15 protein-coding genes and 2 pseudogenes are annotated in these 19657 nt (G+C 70.2%); 6 read left to right on the forward strand and 11 right to left on the reverse strand.

What is annotated here, in order from left to right:
* Positions 1 to 95 precede the first annotated feature (95 nt).
* The 3 genes from ACFYYB_RS34385 (at position 96) to ACFYYB_RS34395 (ending at position 4111) form a co-directional block, all read left to right on the forward strand.
* Positions 96 to 2165, forward strand: a complete 2070-nt coding sequence (locus ACFYYB_RS34385) for an MMPL family transporter (protein ID WP_389440750.1) — start codon at positions 96 to 98, stop codon at positions 2163 to 2165.
* A gap of 120 nt (positions 2166 to 2285) precedes the next feature.
* Positions 2286 to 3452 (forward strand): sensor histidine kinase, encoded by a 1167-nt coding sequence (locus ACFYYB_RS34390; RefSeq protein ID WP_389441260.1) that lies wholly within the window; start codon positions 2286 to 2288, stop codon positions 3450 to 3452.
* Positions 3449 to 4111, forward strand: a complete 663-nt coding sequence (locus ACFYYB_RS34395) for a response regulator (RefSeq protein ID WP_389440752.1) — start codon at positions 3449 to 3451, stop codon at positions 4109 to 4111. Before ACFYYB_RS34390 ends, ACFYYB_RS34395 begins: the two co-directional genes overlap by 4 nt.
* A 42-nt stretch (positions 4112 to 4153) precedes the next feature.
* Here ACFYYB_RS34395 and ACFYYB_RS34400 read toward each other — a convergent pair whose 3' ends face one another.
* The 4 genes from ACFYYB_RS34400 to ACFYYB_RS34415 form a co-directional block, all read right to left on the reverse strand.
* Positions 4154 to 5329, reverse strand: a complete 1176-nt coding sequence (locus ACFYYB_RS34400; RefSeq protein ID WP_389440755.1) for a hypothetical protein — start codon at positions 5327 to 5329, stop codon at positions 4154 to 4156.
* Positions 5330 to 5508: 179 nt separating this feature from the next.
* A complete protein-coding gene (locus ACFYYB_RS34405) occupies positions 5509 to 7116 on the reverse strand; it encodes a phospholipase (protein WP_389440758.1) in 1608 nt (535 codons plus the stop codon).
* A 210-nt stretch (positions 7117 to 7326) separates the two neighbouring features.
* Positions 7327 to 7974 carry a nucleoside/nucleotide kinase family protein gene (locus ACFYYB_RS34410; protein WP_389440760.1) on the reverse strand — a complete coding sequence of 216 codons (648 nt, stop codon included), beginning with the start codon at positions 7972 to 7974 and terminating at the stop codon, positions 7327 to 7329.
* On the reverse strand, positions 7898 to 8941 hold the full coding sequence (locus tag ACFYYB_RS34415; protein ID WP_389440762.1) for a hypothetical protein: 1044 nt from the start codon (positions 8939 to 8941) through the stop codon (positions 7898 to 7900). Before ACFYYB_RS34415 ends, ACFYYB_RS34410 begins: the two co-directional genes overlap by 77 nt.
* Before the next feature lie 314 nt (positions 8942 to 9255).
* Here ACFYYB_RS34415 and ACFYYB_RS34420 point away from each other — a divergent pair, with 314 nt between their 5' ends.
* Complete coding sequence (locus ACFYYB_RS34420) at positions 9256 to 10416, forward strand: sensor histidine kinase (protein WP_389440764.1); 1161 nt, start codon at positions 9256 to 9258, stop codon at positions 10414 to 10416.
* Positions 10413 to 11120 (forward strand): response regulator, encoded by a 708-nt coding sequence (locus tag ACFYYB_RS34425; RefSeq protein WP_389440767.1) that lies wholly within the window; start codon positions 10413 to 10415, stop codon positions 11118 to 11120. Before ACFYYB_RS34420 ends, ACFYYB_RS34425 begins: the two co-directional genes overlap by 4 nt.
* A gap of 262 nt (positions 11121 to 11382) precedes the next feature.
* Here ACFYYB_RS34425 and ACFYYB_RS34430 read toward each other — a convergent pair whose 3' ends face one another.
* From ACFYYB_RS34430 to ACFYYB_RS34445, 4 genes and pseudogenes are all read right to left on the reverse strand, one after another.
* Positions 11383 to 11910: an NUDIX hydrolase family protein gene (locus ACFYYB_RS34430; RefSeq protein ID WP_327309609.1), complete on the reverse strand. Its 528-nt coding sequence runs from the start codon at positions 11908 to 11910 to the stop codon at positions 11383 to 11385.
* A 255-nt stretch (positions 11911 to 12165) separates the two neighbouring features.
* On the reverse strand, positions 12166 to 14643 hold the full coding sequence (locus ACFYYB_RS34435; protein WP_389440769.1) for an MFS transporter: 2478 nt from the start codon (positions 14641 to 14643) through the stop codon (positions 12166 to 12168).
* 560 nt (positions 14644 to 15203) lie between these two features.
* Positions 15204 to 15347 (reverse strand): annotated as a pseudogene (locus ACFYYB_RS34440) (IS110 family transposase); the annotation flags it as partial.
* Positions 15348 to 15746: 399 nt separating this feature from the next.
* Complete coding sequence (locus ACFYYB_RS34445; RefSeq protein ID WP_389440772.1) at positions 15747 to 16097, reverse strand: hypothetical protein; 351 nt, start codon at positions 16095 to 16097, stop codon at positions 15747 to 15749.
* A gap of 148 nt (positions 16098 to 16245) precedes the next feature.
* Between ACFYYB_RS34445 and ACFYYB_RS34450 the strand changes: the two genes are divergently transcribed.
* Positions 16246 to 17646 (forward strand): SMI1/KNR4 family protein, encoded by a 1401-nt coding sequence (locus ACFYYB_RS34450; RefSeq protein ID WP_389440774.1) that lies wholly within the window; start codon positions 16246 to 16248, stop codon positions 17644 to 17646.
* A gap of 309 nt (positions 17647 to 17955) precedes the next feature.
* Here ACFYYB_RS34450 and ACFYYB_RS34455 read toward each other — a convergent pair whose 3' ends face one another.
* The 3 genes and pseudogenes from ACFYYB_RS34455 to ACFYYB_RS34465 all read right to left on the reverse strand — a co-directional run bounded on the left by ACFYYB_RS34455 (position 17956) and on the right by ACFYYB_RS34465 (position 19563).
* A complete protein-coding gene (locus tag ACFYYB_RS34455; protein WP_389440777.1) occupies positions 17956 to 18432 on the reverse strand; it encodes a hypothetical protein in 477 nt (158 codons plus the stop codon).
* A gap of 367 nt (positions 18433 to 18799) precedes the next feature.
* Positions 18800 to 19138 (reverse strand): annotated as a pseudogene (locus ACFYYB_RS34460) (transposase); the annotation flags it as partial.
* A 20-nt stretch (positions 19139 to 19158) separates the two neighbouring features.
* The gene (locus tag ACFYYB_RS34465; protein WP_389440779.1) at positions 19159 to 19563 is read right to left on the reverse strand and encodes a squamosa promoter-binding protein 15; all 405 of its coding nucleotides are present in this window, start codon (positions 19561 to 19563) and stop codon (positions 19159 to 19161) included.
* Positions 19564 to 19657: the final 94 nt, after the last annotated feature.

Consider the following 19657-nt stretch of genomic DNA (forward strand, 5'->3'; position numbering starts at 1 on the left):
CCCGCGAACTCGATCTCAGGCGCGACGCTCCGGCCTTCGCCCGCCGGGAGTCTTGGAAGCACCACAAGACGCCCGAACCGGAGGGAGGCCCGATCATGGGGGCCGGACTTACACAGAGACGGCGACGAGCACTGCCCTGGCTGGTGCTCGCGCTGTGGGTCGCCGTGCTCGCGGTCGCCGCGCCGTTCGCCGGGAAGCTCGCCGACGTCACACGCGACCGGGTGACCGACTATCTGCCCGCGAACGCCGACTCCACCCAAGTGGCCAAGCTCCAGGAGCGGCTGCCCGGCGGCGAGAGCACCGAGCTCGTCCTCGTCTACCAGCGCGACGGAGCCCTCACCGCCGCCGACCGCGAGACCGCCGAGCGGCAGATCGGGCGGATCGCCGACGAGCACAAGCTGACCGACACCCCGAAGGGCGTGCCCTCCCAGGACGGCACCACGCTCATGTACCCGGTCAGCAGCATCGAACCCGGTGACGACGACGAACTGCGCAACGCGTTCGTCGACGACATCAGGGAGACCGCCCGCTCCGCCGATGGCCTCACCGTCGAGGTCGGCGGCCCCGGCGCGGTCGTCCGCGACGCGAAAAAGGTGTACGACTCCCTCGCCGGCCCGCTGCTCTACACCACGGTCGCGGTCGTCGCCATCCTGCTGATCCTCATCTACCGCAGCCCCGTACTGTGGCTGATCCCGCTGGTCGTCGCCGGCATCGCCGACTACCTGGCCATGGGCGTCGCTTACGGCCTCAACCAGGGCTTCGGCACCTCCATCTCGGGCGCGGGTACCAGCATCATGACCATCCTGGCCTTCGGCGCCGGCACCGACTACGCCCTGCTCATCGTCGCCCGCTACCGCGAGGAACTACGCCGCATCGAGCGTCCGTACGAGGCCATGGCGGCCGCCCTGCGCGGTTGCGGGCCCGCCGTGATCGCCTCCTCCGGCACCGTCGCCGTAGGCCTGCTGTGCCTGCTCGCCGCGGATCTCAACTCCAACCGCGCCATGGGCCCCCTCGGCACCGTCGGCGTGCTGTGCGCGCTGATCGCCATGCTCAGCCTCCTGCCCGCCCTCCTGGTCCTGCTCGGCCGCCGCGTGTTCTGGCCGCTCATCCCGGCCTTCGGCAGCGCTCCCAAGGAGCGCCGCTCGCTGTTCTCGGCCATGGGCAGCTCTGCCGGACGCCGCCCGGTGGCCGTTCTCGTCTCCGGTGCCTTCGCGCTGGGGGCGCTCGCCCTCGGCGCCCTGAACCTGCCCGGCGACCTCAAGCAGGAGGACGCCTTCGTCGACCGGCCGGAATCCGTCTCCGCCATGCTGACCCTGGCCGACGCCTACCCGGGCAGCTCCAGCCAGCCCATCACCGTCATGACTCCGGCCGACCGCGGCGAAGCCACCCTCGCGGCGGCCACCTCCACCGAGGGCGTCGCCTCCGCCCGTATCGGCCGGACGGGAGAGGGCTGGACCGAGGTGTCCGTGATCGCCTCCGCACTTCCGCAGACGGACGCCGAGACCCGCACGATCAAGAGCCTGCGCGACAAGCTGGACGGCTCACTCGTGGGCGGACCCAGCGCCCAGCAGATCGACCTGGAGAAGACCAACGCCCGTGACCAGAAGGTCGTCGTACCGATCGTCCTCCTCTCCGTCCTGCTCATCCTGATCGTCCTGCTGCGCTCCCTGGTCGCCCCGTTGATGCTGGTCGCGTCCGTGGTCGCGGTCTGGGGCGCCTCCCTCGGCATCGGCGGCCTGGTGTTCGAGCCGCTGTTCGGCTTCCAGGGCACCGACCCCGCTCTCGGCCTGCTGTCCTTCGTGTTCCTGGTGGCCCTCGGCGTCGATTACGGCATCTTCCTGATGCACCGCATGCGGGAGGAATCCCTGGGCGGCGCCGAACCCGTCACGGCCGCGCTCACCGCCCTGCGCACCACCGGCGGTGTCATCGCCTCCGCGGGCCTCATCCTCGCCGCCACCTTCGCGGTGCTGATGAACATGGGCCTCGTCGCGCTGGTCCAGCTCGGCTTCGTCATCGCCGTCGGCGTGCTCCTCGACACCTTCCTCGTCCGCACCTACCTCGTCACCAGCGCCAGCGTCGCCCTCGGCAGGAAGGTGTGGTGGCCGGGCCCCATGGCGAAGGCGCCGGTTCCCGAAGCCCCGCTCCGGGAACCGGAGCGCGTCTGACACCTTCCCGACCCCGTCTGATCTCCCTGGGCGCCCCTCCCTTGCGGGACGGGCGCCCATGTGACGGAGGATGAGCACGTGCCCGAAGCTGAACTCACACCCCATCTCGGCGAGCGGATCATGACGGTGATCAACCGCGACCCGCGGACCGCCCAGCACGCCACGCGCAAGGACGTCCTGCTCGCCCTCGTCGTCGCCGCCCTGGCCGTGGTCCTCGCCCTCGTCACCGACCCGTCCCGGCGACCGGACGCGCTGGGCTGGCTCCTGCTGCTCCCGGCGCAGTTGCCGATCCTGTGGCGGCGGCGCCACCCGCTGGTGGCGCTGGCCGCGGAGGCCGTCCTGCTCCTGCCGTACCACGCCCTCGACAACAACCACGCCGCCGCGTTCCCGGTCGCGGCAGTCGTGTTGTACAGCCTCGCCGTGATCTGCCGACCGCTGTACACCCTGCTCGCCACCAGCGTGGCCATGACCGTGGCGCTGAGCGTCATGATGGTCATCAACAGGAAGCAGGCCGCCGAGGCGCTGCGGATCTCCGGCTGGGTGTTCGCCGTGGTCTTCATCGGCGTCGCCCTGCGCTTCTACCGGCAGTACGTCGCCGCGGTCGTCGAGCGCGCGGAGCGCGCCGAACGCACACGTGAGCAGGAGGTCCGCCGCCGCGTCGCCGAGGAACGGCTGCGCATAGCACGGGACCTGCACGACCTGCTCGCGCACAGCATCACCCTGATCGGCGTGCAGACCTCCGTCGCCGCCCACGTCCTGAACGCGGACCCCAAGCGCCTGGACCGCCAGGCGATCGCCAAGTCCCTCGACGACATAGCCGAGACCTGCCGCACCGCACGCAGCGAACTGCGCACCACCCTGGAGGTGTTGCGCGAGCACGGCACGGGCGACGCCCGCGACCCCCTGCCGGACTTGCACGGCCTGGTGGGTCTGGTGGAGGCCGCCCGGGTCTCCGGGGCCGAGGTGGACCTGACGGTCACCGACGAGGTGCCGCCCGCCGCCGTGGGCGCGGCCGCCTACCGGATCGTGCAGGAGGCCCTCACCAACGCCGTACGCCACGGCGGCAGGCGGGACCTCGGCATCCGGGTCGGCGTGCGCGCCGGAGAAGGCTCCCTCTGGGTCACCGTCACCGACGACGGAACCGGCACGGGCGGGGGCACGCCCGGCTTCGGGCTCGTCGGCATGCGCGAGCGGGCGCGCAGTGTGGGCGGAACGCTGGACGCCGGGCCACTTCCCGGCAAGGGTTTCGAGGTCAGTGCCGTACTGCCCTTGGGAGGCAACCCGTGACCATCCGCGTTCTGCTCGCCGACGACCAGGCGCTCGTACGGGCCGCGTTCGCGATGCTCCTCGAGTCGTCTCCGGACATGACCGTCGTCGGACAGGCCGCCACCGGGCGGGAGGCCGTCGAACTGGCCCGCAAGGAACGGGCCGACCTGGTGGTGATGGACATCCGCATGCCCGACCTCGACGGCATCGAGGCCACCCGGCTGATCGCCGCGGACGAGGACCTGGCCGGTGTGAAGGTGCTCGTGCTCACCACCTACGACACGGACGAGAACATCGTCGAGGCCCTGCGCGCCGGGGCCTCCGGCTTCCTGGTCAAGGACACGCGCCCGGCCGAACTCCTCGAGGCGATCCGCACGGTGGCCGGCGGGGAGGCCCTCCTCTCGCCCGGACCGACCTCCCGGCTCATCGCCCGCTTCCTGCTCAGCCCCACGGCAGCGTCGCCCGAGGCCGGCCCCGAATGCCTCACCGACCGCGAGCGCGAGGTCCTCACCCTCGTCGCGTGCGGACTCAACAACACCGAGATCGGCGAGGCCCTCGGTCTCAGCCCGCTGACCGCCAAGACCCACGTCAGCCGCATCATGGGCAAGCTGGGGGCCCGGGACAGGGCGCAACTGGTCATCGTGGCCTACGAGTCGGGGCTGGTACGACCGGGAGTGTGAAGCGGATCGTCTTCGGCCTCGGTGTACCCGCCCCGGGCGTACCTACTGGGTACAGCCCGTGACAGGGGCGTTTGAGGGAGTGCAGTTTCCGGGGTTGTTGTTCGCGATGGTGGCGTGGTTCAGGGTGACGCTTCCGCCGCTGTTGTGGAGGCCGGCGGGGGCGTAGGCCGCGGTATTGCGTGTGACGCGGGAGTCGTTGAGCGTGAGGTCGCCGTGGTTGTGGATGCCGGCGCCGGTTCCTTGGGTGACCGTGTTCCCGTCGATGACGGTGTTGCGGGTGTTGAGCGTGCCGAAGTTGTAGATGCCGCCACCGGAGAAGCTCGCGGTGTTGCCGCGGATGCTGGTTTGGACGTTGATGTTGAGCGCGCCGAAGTTGGCGATGCCCCCGCCGGTTCTGGCGTCGTTGCGGCGGATCTGGCTGTCGGTGATGGTCGCCGAGAAGCCGTTGGTGTGGACGGCGCCGCCCAGGCCTTGAGCTTCGTTGCCGGTGAGGATGCTCGAGGTGAGGGTGAAGGGCGAAGAGATGCTGCTGTGCGAGATCGCTCCGCCGTTGCCACCGGTGACGGGGCCGGTGGAGTTGTTGGTGAAGACACTGAGGTCCACGCGCGTGGTGCCGGTGCTCAGGATGGCACCGCCGTGGCCGGATTCGGTGTTGTTGCCGTTGAAGTAGGAACTTACGACGCGGAGGCTTCCGTTGTTGTTGTTGATGGCGCCGCCTCCGTTGCCGGAGGTGTTGCCGGTGAGACGGACGTTGTTGAGGGAAGCAACGGTGCCGAATCCCAGCTGGATGGCCCCTCCCTGGGCGACTCCCGCGACTTCGGCGTTGTCGAGCACGAGGTCTCGGAGCGTCAGGTTCGCGCCGGTGGTGGGAGGGAGGTTGAAGAAGCGGAATTCGTTGTCGGTCTTGTCCGCGCGGGCGATGGTGGCGTTGCGCCCGTTGATGGTGACGGGGCTGGTGATCTGGGGGAGCGCGGCCTGGCCGGGGCCGGCGATCTGCTCGGAGTAGGTGTAGGTGCAGTCGCGGGCGAGGTTGAGGGTGTCGGAGGTGGTGGGGGTGCTGTTGGCGGTGGTGACGGCCTGGATGAGGGCGGCGGGGGAGCAGGCGACGTCGATGGTGGCGGCGTGAGCGGGGGTGGCGACCAGGCCGGCGAGGGTGAGTGCGCATGCGGGCGCGGCGAGCAAGGTAGCGGCCTGGCGGGGGCGGCGCAGTGGCCTCATTGTCTGATCTCCTCTTTTGGGGGAGGCGCCGGGGCGATCCGATCATTGTTTACAGCAGATCAATATCTATCCTTTTCGGGACACGCCGGGCGTATACCCTGGGGTGCTCCGGCCTGCCCTTCACTCCGGCCGTGATCCCGGCGCCGTACCGCTCCATGCCGCACCGTGGGGCGGGGGTGTCAGCCCTTGCAGAGCCCGCGGGTGTGGTCGTACGTCGCGGTGGCCTGGGAGTAGCGCCACTGCGGGTCCAGCAGGTCGCTCTTGAGCTGTGCGGCCGCGGCCGGGCTCTCGATCACGTACCCGAAGTCCTGCAGCCAGGAGGGGTAGAGGTTCTTCGAGCCGATGTAGAAGGCCGCGCCGTCGACCGAGACGAGCTTGTGGTGCTGGGCGTACGGCTTGCCGTCGGCCCAGGCCGGCGCGTCGGAGGCCCGGAACGTGGCCAACTGGAGGTTGTCGCACAGGGCTGTCCGCGCCCGAGCCCCGTCACCTGTCAGGGCCGCCACCCGGCCGCGCAGGGCGTCGCTCACCTCGGAGAGGGACTTGATCTGCGAGTAGCCGCCGCTGCCGATCGCGCCGCGGTTCGCCGGATCGCTCACGACGATGCGGACCTTCACGCCGGAGACGAGCTTCGCGGCGAGGGCGTCGTAGAGGCGTACGTCGTAGCGGGGCAACGGCGGGCAGGTGGCGTGCACGTCCTGCTGGGAGATCTCGATGTGGGAGTTCGCGCTGGAGACGAGGGCGCGCAGCGCGCTCTCCTCCGGGTTGACCGTGTCGTAGTCCCGGTCGGCGTTGGTGTAGTCGTGCAGACCGATCCCGCACTTGGTGTCGCCCGCCGCCGGCAGGACCGGGCGGAACGAGGAGGCGGGGTCGTTCTGGCGGATGCCCACACCGAGTCCGCCGACGGCGAGCGCGGGCACGTCGCCCCCGCCCTGCGGCGAGGCGGGCCGGGGCAGGGTGGGCATGCAGTCCGCGCCGGGTGAGGCGGCGAACCAGACCGTGCTCCAACTGGTCTTGTTCCGGCAGGTCCAGTCCCAGAGGGAATCGAGGTAGCGGCCCGCTGAGCCCGCCGCGGGTCCGGAGAGCGCGAGGTCGACGTCGCTCACCGGGTGGGTGGTGTCGAGGTAGTCGTCCTTCCAGCTGTTGATGCCGCCCGTGATGACCGAACTGCCGTCCACCACCACGAGCTTGGAGTGGTTCCAGGAGAAGGCCGTCTTCGAGGTGGTCATCGAGGCCACGTTGAGCGTGATGCTGCCCGCGGCGCCCGGGCCGAGTCGAGCGAGCAGCTCGTCCCGGTAGGACGACGGGATCACCGTGGAGTGGTAGAGCGGGGCGGCGCCGACCAGGATGCGCACCTTCAGCCGGTTGCCCCTCCGGGTCGATTCCCTGAGGCCGGCGATGATCGCCTCCTGGTAGCCCCCGTCGGGGAAGGGGGCCAGTGACGATATGTCCACCGTCTGCCGGGCATCGGCTATGTCCTGGCGCATCTTCTCCAGAAGACGGCGCGATCCGGGCCGATCGGCGCACGTGGCGTCGCCCCAGCAGCCGGGTGTTTGGAGCAGCCAGTCGCCGCCCCCGGGGTCGGACGAGCCGAGCCGGTTGCCGGAGGTGCGTTCCCACACCGAGCCCTCCAGGCCCGGCGAGACCTGCCGCAAGGTCTGCTCGACCGAGTCCAGGTGGGGTGTGGGCGCGTCCGCGGCGGCCGCGGGGGCGGCGGCGCCGAGGAGGGAGAGGGTGAGTGCGACGGCGGACGTGGAGACGAGGGAGGTCGTCCGGGCGGTGCGTGCCAATGTGATTCCTTGACCGAGGGGCGAGGCGGCGCGGCGCGGGCCGGGAGCATGACCGACCGTGGCTGCGAGCATGATCAACTCGCGCAAGTTACCAGTTGGTACGCAATGGATCGGCGACCTCGGACGAGTTCCGGCCACCCGGGGCCGTGCATCCGCGGCCGGGTATCCGCAGCGGGGTACCGCGGCCTGGTTGCGGTCCTGCCGCGGTGGTCAGCCGGAGCCGACCACGAGGTCCGCGCGGTGGCGGCCGCGCGCGACGAGGAGGGCGTTGGGGGCGTCCGAGCGGGCGACCCAAGCGCGGGCCGACTCCGGGTCCTTGCCGTGGCGCACGTGCCGGTCGACGAGACGCCGCACGCGCAGGCTTTCGTCGGGCGCCACGTACCACGCCTGGTCCAGGAGCGACCCTACGGGTGCCCATTCGGGCGCGTCGTGGAGCAAGTAGCTCCCCTCGGTGATCACCAAGGGCACGCCCGGGTCGACGGGGATGCTGCCGGCGATCGGCTCTTCGAGCGAGCGGTCGAAGGCCGGTGCGTAGACGGTGCGTTCGCCGGGATCCCGCAGCCTGCGGAGCAGGCAGAGGTATCCGGCACTGTCGAACGTGTCGGGCGCGCCCTTGCGCTCGGCCCGCCCGAGCCTGTCCAGCTCGGCCTGCGCGAGGTGGAACCCGTCCATGGGCACCACCACGGCGCGCTCCGGTCCGAGCGCGTCCGCGATCAGCGCCGCCAGGGTCGACTTCCCGGCACCGGGAGGCCCGGCGATGCCGAGGATCCGCCGGGCGTCCTCATCGGCCAGAGCGGCCGCCCGCGCGATCAAATCCGATGTGTGCACCCGGCCATCCTGCCCGAGTCCTGGCCACATCAGCCCGTACGCCCGGCCCTCTGGTCCGACCGTCCCGAGGACGTCTCCGCACCCGCCCGGCGCTACACCAGTGCTGCGTGCACTGCGTGCGCCGCGTGGTGAGGGTGAGGCCGAGCGCCGTGACGACGACGGTCAGTACCGTCACCGCGGTGAGGGCGATCAGCGTCTGCCGGTCCGGGTGCGCCACCGACTGCCCGCGTCGCGCCTGCCAGGTCAGTACCGCGAACAACCCGGTGTACCAGCACGCGGCCGCGCCGACGATCAAGGTCCTGACCCCGTCGTCGAGCCGGCGGCGGGAGAGGGTCCCGTACAGGTGCATCACGGCGATGATCAGCAGGAGGACGTGGATGGCGTGCATGCCGACCAGGTGGGGTACGCGGAGGTCTCCGCCGGTGAGGCTCCAGCCGGTGAGCGGCATCCCCCGCCCGTCGGGATCGCCGATCCCGTGGGCGCCGCTCAACACGACCGGGTTCCCCGACGCGTCCTGGACGGTACGGGGCTCACTGGAGACGGTGGTGAGCCAGGCCGCCACGGCCATGCCGGCGGCCGCGAGCGTGAGCCCCGCACCCAGGGCCACGGTGAGCGCCCGGTCGGTGCCGGACCGGAACAGCACCAGCGTCGCGATGACCAGGGTTGCCACGAGGAGCGGCATGACGCCGATGGAGAAGGCCGCGGAGACGTTCCGGGCGACGGCGTCGGTGTTCTCGTTGAAGTGGCTGTAGGTGCCGTGGGCAGCGGCGTAGACGACGGCGCAGACGTCGATCACCCCGGCCACGGCTATCACGGTTCCGGTCCACCAGCCCACCCGCGCGGCCTTGTCGAGCCTGCTCAGGAGCCAGGCGAGCGTGGCTCCGTAGATGCCGAAGGCCACGCCGAACTTCATCGGTTTGAACCAGACCGATTCACCGAGGAGTTGACGGTCATCGACCAGCGCGGCGACGGCGCAGAGCAGTGAAACGGCAAACATCAGCGCGGAGTTCAGCAGGAGCGGGCGATGCCATGGTGACGCTGCCGGTGAGCGGTTCACGGGTCCTCCAGGAGCGGGCGCGGTTCGTGCTCGCCACGCTAGGAAGGGAGCCGCCTCGGCCGCGTCCCCTCCCGGGGGCACCCGGCGGCCCCCGGGAGGGGTGGCAGCCGGGGGCGGCGTACCCCACAGGGACGATGCGCACCCCGCGGTCCCCGGCTAACGTGCGGAACAGGGCAACAGGGCAACAGGGCAACAGGCCAACGGGGGACAGCCGGCTTCCGGAGCCCGCCCCCGGCTGGAAGGACCTGGCAGCGATGCGCCGACCCGCGTACCACCCGAGCACGTGGCGACCGCCCCGTACGTGGCGGATCCCGACGGGCCGCCCGCTGCTCGCCCGCCGCCTCGCCGCGGATGCCGTACTCGCCGCGGCCTTCTTCGCCGTCATGCTCGTCGAACGATGGGGTCCGGCCGCAGGAGCGGACACGGGCACCACGCGCGCCGTCGTATGCGCCGCGGCGGTCGCCGGACCGCTGGCGTGCCGCAGAACCGCGCCGCTGGCCTCCTACCTGGCGGGTACCGCGGCCCTGTCCGTCGAAGCGCTGTGCGGCCTGGAGAACCCGCTCTCCCCGTACGCGAACCTGATCGGCCTGTACTCCCTCGGCCTGCACGCGAGCCGCACCCGGGCCTGGACCGGTCCGTTCGCCGCATTCCTCGGCATGATCGCCTACTTCACCGGGCAGGAGGAACGCGACGTCTGGTCCGTGGTGCCGGCCGGGGTGCTCTTCCTGTGGCTCCTCGTCTGGGCCATCGGGTTCGGCGCCGCGCGGCGCCTGGAGGAGCGTGACGCGAGCCAACTCCGGTTCCGCGAGGAGGTGATCGCGGGGGAGCGCGCCCGGATGGCGCGCGAGCTGCACGACCTCGTCGGCCACACCGTCAATGTGATGCTAATTCAGGCGGGCGCCACCCGGAGGCTGCTCGACCGCGACCCGGAGCGTGCCCGCGAGGTGCTGGGGCAGCTGGAAGACTCCGGCCGTGATGCCCTGGAGGAACTGGACCGGGTTCTGGGCCTGTTGCGCCGCACCGAACCGGCCGGATCCCGGCCGAAGCTGGGCGACCTGAGCCGTCTCACGGACCGGATGGCCCAGGCCGGGATCAGCGTGGCGGCACAGCTGGATCCCGGCCGGGACGAACTCCCCAGCAGCATCGACATGTCGGCGTACCGGATCGTGCAGGAGGCGCTCACCAACACGGTCAAGCACGCCCGCGCCGGATCCGCCGACGTGACCGTCCGCCGGGTGGGGGACCGCCTCGACATCGAGGTCAGCGACGACGGCCAGGGTGCGGGCAGCGGCTACGAGCCCGGACGAGGTCTGCTCGGCATCGCCGAACGCGTGTCGATCCTGGGCGGCAGGCTCGAGCACGGGCAGGGCGAGCAGGGCGGGTTCCGCCTGCGCGTCTCGCTCCCGGTCCGATGACCTGGCACGCCGAAGGAGCGGCCGGCGACGAGCGACCGATCACGATCGTGGTGGCCGACGACGACGCGCTGCTCCAAGCCGGCCTCGAACTGATCCTCGGGACCGAGGACGGCCTGGAGGTGGCCGGGCGGGCGGCGGACGGCATCCAGGCCGTCCGTCTGTGCCACGAACTCGTCCCCGACGTCATCCTGATGGACGTACGGATGCCCGGTATCGACGGGGTCGAGGCAACCCGGCGGATCGTGGCCGCGGGGCTGCCGACCCGGGTGCTGGTCCTGACGACGTTCCATCACGACGAGTACGTCTGGAGTGCGATCCGGGCCGGCGCGAGCGGCTTCCTCCTCAAGCGCGCTTCTCCCGAACGTCTCATCGAAGCCGTACGGACCGTCGCGGACGGTCAGGCCGTGCTGGATCCGGCCGTCACCCGCGACATCCTCACCCGGCTCGCGGCCCAGCCCGCACCCACGCGCTCAAGTGACCCGCGGGCACCGGCCGACGCACGCCTGGAGCGCCTGACAGCCCGTGAACGCGAAGTGCTGCGGCAGGTCGCCCAGGGCCTGTCCAACACGGAGATCGCCGAGCTGCTCTCCCTCGCGGAATCCACCGTCAAGACGCACGTGAAGCGGATCCTGGCCAAGCTCGACGCCCGTGACCGAGCCCAAGCGGTGGCGATCTCGTACCAGAGCGGTCTGATGCCGACCTGAGGGCACCTCGCGCACGCTCCCGTCGGTTTCCGTGATGTCCGTGGTGTCTGTGCTGTCGTGTGGTCCGGAGGCACCGTCCACGTCATGCGAGCCGGGCGGTTGACGGGAGAGGGCGGGCTCCAGCAGCCGGCAAAACGGCGGCTGGAGCCCGCCCTCGAGGGCGAAATGACGTATGAACAGGTGCGCCGGTCACATCGGATGGGCGTTGCCAAGGATGCGATGGCTGTCCCCGCTCATGGTGCGCGGACTGTGTGCGGGGTTCTCAGTAGGTGTGTCCGGTGTGCGCGAGCGCTTGCTTCAGCAGTACGCCGTGGCCGCCGGGCATCTCGTCGTGCACGGCCAGGTCGGCGGCCTCCTGGGGACTGAACCAGACCAGGTTCAGAGCGTCCTGCCGGGGCCGGCAGTCGCCGGCCACCGGCACGACGTAGGCGAGCGACACCGCGTGCTGGCGGGGGTCGTGATAGGCGGTGATGCCGGCGGTGGGGAAGTACTCGGCGACGGTGAAGGGCTGCAGGGAGGCGGGGACACGGGGCAGGGCCACGGGCCCGAGGTCCTTCTCCAAATGGCGCAACAGCGCGTCACGGACCCGCTCGTGGTGCAGAACGCGTCCGGACACGAGGGTCCGGCTGACCGTTCCGTCCGGACCCATGCGCAGCAGCAGCCCGATGCCGGTGACTTCGCCGCTCTCGTCTACCCGCACGGGAACCGCCGTTACGTACAGGATCGGCATCTGGGTTCTGGCCACTTCAAGCTCGTCCGTGGTCAGCCAGCCGGGCGTGGTTTCGGTCATGTCAGACATTGCTTGATCGTACTTTCCAGGTGGCGCGGCCGCAGTACCCACATGCCGGTTCACACGTGCAGGTCTCCATTCCCGCTGTCGCGCGCGGTGACGTCGGGTGGATCCGCGCGGTGACGTCGCGAGGGTCCGCGCGATGAAGCGGGTGATCGTGCGGGGCGATGCCGGCCGACCCGGTGGGCCGAGACTCCGGGAGGGAGAGGGCCGGGCCGCCCCTCGGAGCAGCCCGGCCGCTTTCATGACTGTTCGTCAGTCCTTGTGCCCGAGCCGCACGTCCCGCTCGGTGCGGCCGCCGCCCGCGACCTGGAGGACCGTCGCCACCGGCGGATAGCCCGCGGTGATGACCGTGTACTCGCCGGACGGCAGGTCGACGAACCGGAAGGTCCCGTCCGGACCGGTGGTCAGGGTGTCCACCACGTTGCCGGCCGCGTCGAGCAGGGTGACCCTGGCATCCTCGACGGGCCTTCCCGCGCCGGCGCGCACCGTGCCGCGCAGGACCGCGCCGCCCGCCAGCTCCACGTCCTGGCGGGTCTCGCGGGAGGCCTGGACGCTCACCGGCAGCGCTGCCGGCCGGAACGCCGGGGCGCTGGCGGACAGGGTGTATTCGCCCGCCACCAGCTCCGCGATGAGGTACGTGCCCTCCTGGTCGGTCCGGGTGGAGGAGACCACCTCGCCCCGGACGTCGGTGAGGGTGACGGCCGCGTCGCGGACCGGGGTGCCGTCGGCCGTGAGGACCATGCCGGCCAGCCGCCCGGCGCCGCCGAGCACCACGTCCAGCTCGACCGGCCGCTCTCCCACGGTCACGCTGACGGCCTGCGGCTGATGGCCGCCGGCCGCCGCGATCAGGACGTACGAACCGGGGCCGCGCACGCTCAGCGCATAGCGTCCGTCGGCTCCGCTCGCGCCCCGGCCGACTTGATGGCCGCTCACGTCGATCAGGGTCAGGGCGGCGCCGGGGACCGTGCTGCCGTCGGGGTGCTGGACGGTGCCACAGACCGGCAGCCCACCCGGTTGGGCGGCGTCGGTCGAGGCACGCGCGGCGGGAACCTCGCCGGGGAGCGGCTGCGGGAGAGCCTCGGAGAGCAGCGAGTCGGCTGCGGGGGCGTTGTGGGACACCAGCGGTTTCTCCTTGAGGAAGCAGGCGATGAGCAGGCCGAGGACGAGCACCGGCACGAGGTAGAGGAAGATCCGCGGCATGGCCTCGGCGTAGGCCGCGACGTACGCGTCCCTGACGGTCGGAGGCAGGGAGCGCACCAGCTGCGGAGTGATGGCGGAGGAGTCCGGGAGCCCGGCGCCGACGGGCAGCCGGTCGGCGAGGGCATCGGTCAGCCGGCCGGCGAAGACCGTGCCGAAGACGGCGGCGCCGATGCTGCCGCCCATCTGCCGGAAGTAGTTGTTGGCGCTGGTGGCGGTGCCGAGGTCCGTGGGCCGCACCGAGTTCTGTACGGCGAGGACCAGTACGGGCAGCACCAGCCCGATTCCGATCCCGAGGACGGCCATCCACATGCTGTACGCGAGCCGGGTGGTGTCGGTCTCCAGCCGGGACAGCAGCCACATGCCGAGGGTGGACAGCGCCCCGCCGAGGACCGGGTAGATCTTGTAGCGGCCGGTCCTGCTGATCAGCTGGCCGGAGGCGATGGAGGCGACGACGACTCCGCCCATCATCGGCAGCATCAGCAGCCCGGACTCGGTGGCGGTGGCCCCCTCGACCATCTGGAGGTAGGTCGGCAGATAACTGGCGGCGCCGAACAGCGCGATGCCGATGACAGCCCCGACCAGGCTGGTGACCGTGAAGACCGGGTCACGGAACAGCCGCAGCGGGATGATCGGTTCGGCCGCGCGGTGCTCAGCGACCACGAAGAGCAGGGACGTTCCCGCAGCGCCGACGGCGAGCCCCAGGATCATCCGCGAGCCCCACGCGTACTCGGTGCCGCCCCAACTGGTCAGCAGTACCAGGCAGGTCGAGGCCGCGGCGAGGAGTACGGCGCCGATCACGTCGAGCCGGGGCCGGACCGCGGGCTTGGGGAGCTTCAGCACGACGGAGATGACGGCCATGGTGATCAGCCCGAACGGGACGTTGATGTAGAAGCACCAGCGCCACGACGCGTGGTCGGTGAAGAACCCGCCGAGCAGGGGCCCGGCGACGGACGCGAGACCGAAGGCCGCGCCGATCAGCCCCATGAAACGGCCGCGCTGCCGGGGCGGGACGATGTCCGCGATGATCGCCTGCACACCGATCATGAGCCCGCCGGCGCCGATGCCCTGGACCGCGCGGAAGGCGATGAGCTCGTTCATCGTGCGCGACCAGCCGGCCAGCGCGGAACCGATGATGAAGACCACGATGGCGAACTGGAAGACGCTCTTGCGGCCGAAGAGGTCGCCGAGCTTCCCGTAGAGCGGCAGCCCGATGGTGGAGGTGAGCAGATAGGCCGTGATGGCCCACGACATCCGGTCCAGGCCCTGGAGTTCCCCGACGATCTTCGGCAGCGCCGTGGCGACGATCATCTGTTCCAGCGCGGCGAGCAGCAGGGCCAGCATCAGCCCGAAGAACACGAGTCGGACCCGGCGCGGGCTGAACTCCTCGGGCTCCGAACCCACTTCGACGGCGGGCGGTGGCGCACCCGCGGTGTCCCGGCCGGCCGGCTCGGGACGGCTCCCCTTCTCGAAGTGGACCGGAGCCGGCCGCGGGGCGGCCTGCTCGTCCGTCACCAGAGTGATACCGCCCACGTCCTGCTCCCCTCGTTGCCCCAGGCAATCGCACCTGGCCGCCCTTTTCTCGCATTCGGCAACAACAGGAGCAAACGCGCGGATTGACGCCCCGAACCGGCCCGACGGGCATACGGGCCGGTGGGAAGGGGTGCCGCGAACACCCGCCCGGCACGGAGAACCACCCGAACCGGTGAGGGCCCGCACCGTCCCGTGACCGGCCCCTCACGCTCCGATCCACCCCACAGGCACCGTTGACGTGCCCACAGGCTGCGCGAACCGACGTGGCGCCCCAGGACTTGTCCGGCCGATCAAGGTCCGCCTGGGGGCATCTCTTTGGTCAAGCTGTTGGGGTAACCCCGGTGGCGGCGAAGCGTGCGTCAGCCATCCGCCGCTGTGTCGATGCCGGCGTATTCGTAGATCCAGCCCGCAGAGGCGTCGGGGGCTCGAACTGCCAGTTAGATGTGTTTGGCGGCGGAGTGCCAGGGTCCTGATGTTCGACCGGGGCGACCGCGGAAGCCTGCGGGCGGCAGTCCTGACTGGTCGAGCCCGACGATTTTGGTCCGTCCGTGGAAGGGGCCCATCACGAAGAGGACGTCGGCCCGTCGTCGGGCGAGGCAGAGCAGGGCTTGGGCGTGGCGCTTGCCCTGGGCGATCTTCTTGTCGTAGTAGGCCCACGATTCGGGGTCGCCAAGTGCGGCGAACGCGGAAAGGAAGAAGCCGCGTGATCCGTTGCGCAGGCGGGCGGCCTGGCTGTCGGTCTTCTCCGGGATCGTGTGCCGGATGCCGCGGCGCCGCAGGTATTCGCGGGACGGCCGTTGATGAAGGCCTTGTCCGCGGCGACGCTGTCGGGCTTCTTGCGGGGCCTGCCGGGCCGGAGCTTCGGGACGCGGATCTTCTTCAGTACCGGCTTGAACTGGGTGCAGTCCGCCCGCTGACCCGGCGTGACGATCAGGGACAGCGGGCGGCAGCGGCCGTCCGCGCTGAGGTGGCACAACGCCTGTTGCTGACCGGCAGGAACGGCCGTAGCCGTTCCCACTCGACATCACTCAGATCACCCCGCCCCATGTCCAAAACAACGGCCTGGACACGCAGTGGTCACACGGTTGACCGGACAGGTCGTCCTAGCCGGACGGCCGGATCGCAGCGAACCGCGCACGCAGGGCGGGACCAAGGTGGTCAACAAGGCCATATCCGGGCTGATCAGGCCATGGGAGATTGAAGAGGAACGAGGTGGTAACCACCTGGCCCACTTCGAGGACATCGAGTCGAAGCTGCTCTTCTAGGAATCGCAGTGTGACTTGCCAATCCGTCGCGTCTCCTCCGAGGAACGACTCGACGGTCTCCTGAACGACATCCCAGAAGAAGACATGGGGCAGGACACCGTCCTCGTTGAAGACGTGCGCTTCGAACAGGTCCTTGAAGCCGGGCGCAACCGCGACCAAGTCCCGCACTAGCTGAACGTCCCGTTCCATGTCGCCCCCTCCCCAGGCACTCAGGATAGATCCACTCCCGCATCCGCAGGATCGGCCGGACAAGTCCTAGTCGGCCCCTGAGCGGTCCAGTTGTCCCGCAGGAGTACCTGGCCGGTCCGGTGTCAGCGGCTCCGCGTACGGTCTGCGCATGGTTGATCAGAGGCTCTCCACCGCATCGATAGGCGACTTCGCGACCTGGGAGCCGGTGCTGCGGCTCCTTCTGGCCGAACGGGCGCGAGGGCACGTTGCCGGGCCCGTTCGAGTGGCCGGGCGGATAGGGCGAGGAGGCTGGAGTCTGGCTCTGACGCGGCGGATGCCACCACCCGGCCGGGCCGCTCAGGTAGAGGACATGCGGGAGGAGCTCGACGCGGTGGAGCGGGTGCAGGGCGCGCTTGCGGCCGCTGGAGTCGACGACGTCTCGTTCACGGCGGAGATACACCCGGCCGGGAAGACCGTGCTCCGCCTGCTGGGTCCCAGCCCCGCCGTCGAACCCGGCATAGGTACCCCGCACCCGGGGGCGCTCATCCTGGTCGACGGCGCTCTCCCCGAGCCCTGGCGCCGTCTCCCTGAACCGTCTCCTGGGGCGGCGCCGGCCCCTTCGGCGGACCCGGCGTTGCTGGAGCGGACACTGCGTGAACGCTTGCCGCACGCCATCGGCGCGACGGAGGAAGAGATATCCGCCGCCGAATCGCGCCTGGGCGTCGCGCTCCCCGACGAGCTCAAGGCCCTCTACCGGGTGACGCGGGCACGGTGGGAGGACCTGGGTGACGACTACGAAGCAGCGATGAGCGAGTGCGAAGCGGTCGGATGCGAACTGTTCGATCTCGACAGCTTGTACGTCGCCGACGCGGCGTCGCGTGACTGTCGCTGGGAGTTCGCGGCGACGAAGGCGGTCGTCACACGGCCCGACGCCATGGTGCAGGGCCTCGTCGGCTCGCCGGGCTGGATCGCCTTCGGCGACAACGGGGGCGGAGACAGGCTGGCCGTCGATCTGACACCCGGCCCCCGCGGACACACGGGCCAAGTCATCATGCTCTCCCACGAGGAAAGCATCGGCGCCGAACTCGTTGCACACTCCCTCACCGACATGGTGCTGGGCCGATTCGCCGCGGAGCCCACGCCCCGAGAGAAGCGGCCGCCTGCCGTTGCCAGGGTCAACATCGCAAGCCTGAAGAGCATCCAGGCCGCCGCGCACCCTGACTTGGAGGCCCTGTCCATAGGCGTGTGGGACGGTGTGCCGCTCAGTCTCGCCCTCGTCGCCGGGCTGCCCCGCCTGCGCACCCTCACCGCTTACCCCGGCACCCTGGCCGACCCGTTGGAGATCGCCGAGCTCACGGGGCTGGAGTTCCTGGAGCTCGGGCCGGAGGAGTGGAGGGTTCTCCTGGACGCTGAGGCCGTACCGCGCAGCCCGTCGGCCGCAGCCATCGAGGTGCACGGCGACCAGGACCCCCTGCCGGTCGTGGCCATCGCGAACGAGATCCTGGCCCTTTGGGACCGGCCCCAGATCATCCAGACGGTCCTGGAAGGAGATCTCGGACCGTCGGCATAGCCAGGAGGGCAGGCGACTGGTCGCAAGGACGTACCTCGGCCGCCGACCATCCGGCCATCCGGGATCTCTGCACCCGCTGCGCGGCGCAGCAGGACGGCAGAGGAGGGCTGGTGTCGAACGTGGGCAGCCGGGACGGGCCGTATGTGCAGGACGTGCCGGCGGCGTCTTGGTCGGCCATCTGCAGGCTCTTGAGCGGCTACTTCCGCAGCTTGTGCGACCTGGAGTGCGCTCGCACTCCGCGGGGATGGCGGGTGACGTGCTCGCTGTACCCGTCGTGCTCGTCGTCGATCACGCACTCGATTCTGGGTCTCACCCTTGAAGCGGCTCTCTACGGCGCTGTGCGTGTAAGCGGCGTACGTGCTTCACCGTCACCGCCACCGGGAGACCGCCCAGGAGGAGGGCCAGTCCCACCGGGAGCACCCCCGTCCACACCGTTGGTGAGACGTACGCGGTGCCGGACGTACCGTCCACCAGCCACGCACGGACCGGTGGCGCGTCGACGTCGCCGTCAACGGGGACATCGAACGACGAGCCGCCGTCGTCCGGGGTGAAGGCGCCCGAGCAGAACGTCGACGTTCCCGCATTGGCCACGGTGTTGTCGTACGTCCGGCAGTCGGTTTTGGTCACGGTCCCTGGCTCGCCCCACAGCGCCGTCCGCAACTCTCCGGTGAAGTTCGTCAGTACGACGTAGGCCAGAGACAACCCGACCAGACAGGCCAGCGCCAGCCACGGCACGGGTCCGACCGGCTGTGGTTGCCCGTCCGGAACGTTCCCACCCTCGCTCATTCCCACCCTCGGATCGCCGACGGACCTCCATGGTGACCGATCCGAAGCACCCTCGGAAGCCCTCCAGGGCGTGCTGGTGGGCTCGCACCATCGTCGAGTCGACCGGCACCAGCCAGTCGATGTCGCCAGCCGCGTCCGGCCCGGACCCGCGGCATCCGCGAGAACGTGGCTGTCGGGACGATTCGGCCACGCGGCGAGGTGCCACGCCAGACACCGCGGCCCCGGCCATGACCCGCCGGACGGGTCCTGGTTCTCCGTGCGAACTCGCATCACCACTGGTCACAGCTCCGCCTGTAGCGAGCGCCGTACATGGCGAATCCCGCCAACTGAATTACTCAGTCAGACGATTGGGGGCTTTCTGATCGTTTCAGAATGAGGTTCGCAGACGGCGGAGGCATTTGAGGCCGCAGGCCAGTTGGAGCAGGCCCTGGTGGAGATCGGCGCGTTGTTCGTAGTGGATGCGGAGCCTCTTGAACTGGTGTATCCAGGCGAAGGCGCGCTCGACGACCCAGCGGACCTTGCCCAGTCCAGAACCGTGAGCGACACCACGGCGGGCGATCCGGGGCTTGATTCCACGCTTCCAGAGGCGGCGGCGGTACTTGTCGAAGTCGTAGCCCCGATCCGCGTACAGACGTCGGGGCTTGCGGCGGGGGCGTCCCCGCCGACCCCGAATCGGCGGAACGGTGTCCAGCAGCGGTAGGAGTTGTGCGGCGCTGCGGACCCACCTCACCAACTCTGATAGAAGCCGTCGTCGTCCTCGTTCGGCTCCAACGGTGCGAACTGCCGCAGCTTGCCGCCCCTAATCATCCAGATGCGGAAGAACCCCTCCTCCTGATCCATCACCAGGAGCTGCACCAGATTCGGCTCGCGCCACTGCATCTCGAACACACGCTGCTTGAGAGCGCCGAGATCTGCGTGGTTCAGAGCACCCGCCCACACCTCGCACTCCGGGTTCTTCCACCCACCCCAGCGATGGGTTTCAGGACTCGTCAGCGGTTCCAAAGAGCCCACTCCGCGACCCTCTCGGTCAGCGTGACGAGGCGCGTCCGTCCGCAACCACGCACTCAGCACCTCTGCGTTCGCGCTGTCCGCCGCGTCAATCGAAATCATCACGTTCGCCACCCAGCTCATAGCGATCGTTCTACAGCAGCAGTCAGCACACCCGACCAACCACCTCCTCGCAAGCCCTCGTGCTCCGAGACCCAGCCCTCATTCTGAAACGATC

Origin of the sequence: Streptomyces sp. NPDC002886 (assembly GCF_042888445.1) — a bacterium.
Classification (GTDB): Bacteria; Actinomycetota; Actinomycetes; order Streptomycetales; family Streptomycetaceae; genus Streptomyces.

Excerpts from the sequence above, each read along its gene's own strand:
- ACFYYB_RS34430 (WP_327309609.1), bottom strand. The coding sequence starts at position 11,910 with ATGACCGAAACCACGCCCGGCTGGCTGACCACGGACGAGCTTGAAGTG.
- ACFYYB_RS34400 (WP_389440755.1), bottom strand. The coding sequence starts at position 5,329 with ATGAGGCCACTGCGCCGCCCCCGCCAGGCCGCTACCTTGCTCGCCGCG.
- ACFYYB_RS34410 (WP_389440760.1), bottom strand. The coding sequence starts at position 7,974 with ATGTGGCCAGGACTCGGGCAGGATGGCCGGGTGCACACATCGGATTTG.
- ACFYYB_RS34445 (WP_389440772.1), bottom strand. The coding sequence starts at position 16,097 with ATGGAACGGGACGTTCAGCTAGTGCGGGACTTGGTCGCGGTTGCGCCC.
- ACFYYB_RS34450 (WP_389440774.1), top strand. The coding sequence starts at position 16,246 with ATGGTTGATCAGAGGCTCTCCACCGCATCGATAGGCGACTTCGCGACC.
- ACFYYB_RS34425 (WP_389440767.1), top strand. The coding sequence starts at position 10,413 with ATGACCTGGCACGCCGAAGGAGCGGCCGGCGACGAGCGACCGATCACG.
- ACFYYB_RS34465 (WP_389440779.1), bottom strand. The coding sequence starts at position 19,563 with ATGAGCTGGGTGGCGAACGTGATGATTTCGATTGACGCGGCGGACAGC.
- ACFYYB_RS34385 (WP_389440750.1), top strand. The coding sequence starts at position 96 with ATGGGGGCCGGACTTACACAGAGACGGCGACGAGCACTGCCCTGGCTG.
- ACFYYB_RS34415 (WP_389440762.1), bottom strand. The coding sequence starts at position 8,941 with ATGTTTGCCGTTTCACTGCTCTGCGCCGTCGCCGCGCTGGTCGATGAC.
- ACFYYB_RS34455 (WP_389440777.1), bottom strand. The coding sequence starts at position 18,432 with ATGAGCGAGGGTGGGAACGTTCCGGACGGGCAACCACAGCCGGTCGGA.
- ACFYYB_RS34390 (WP_389441260.1), top strand. The coding sequence starts at position 2,286 with ATGACGGTGATCAACCGCGACCCGCGGACCGCCCAGCACGCCACGCGC.
- ACFYYB_RS34420 (WP_389440764.1), top strand. The coding sequence starts at position 9,256 with ATGCGCCGACCCGCGTACCACCCGAGCACGTGGCGACCGCCCCGTACG.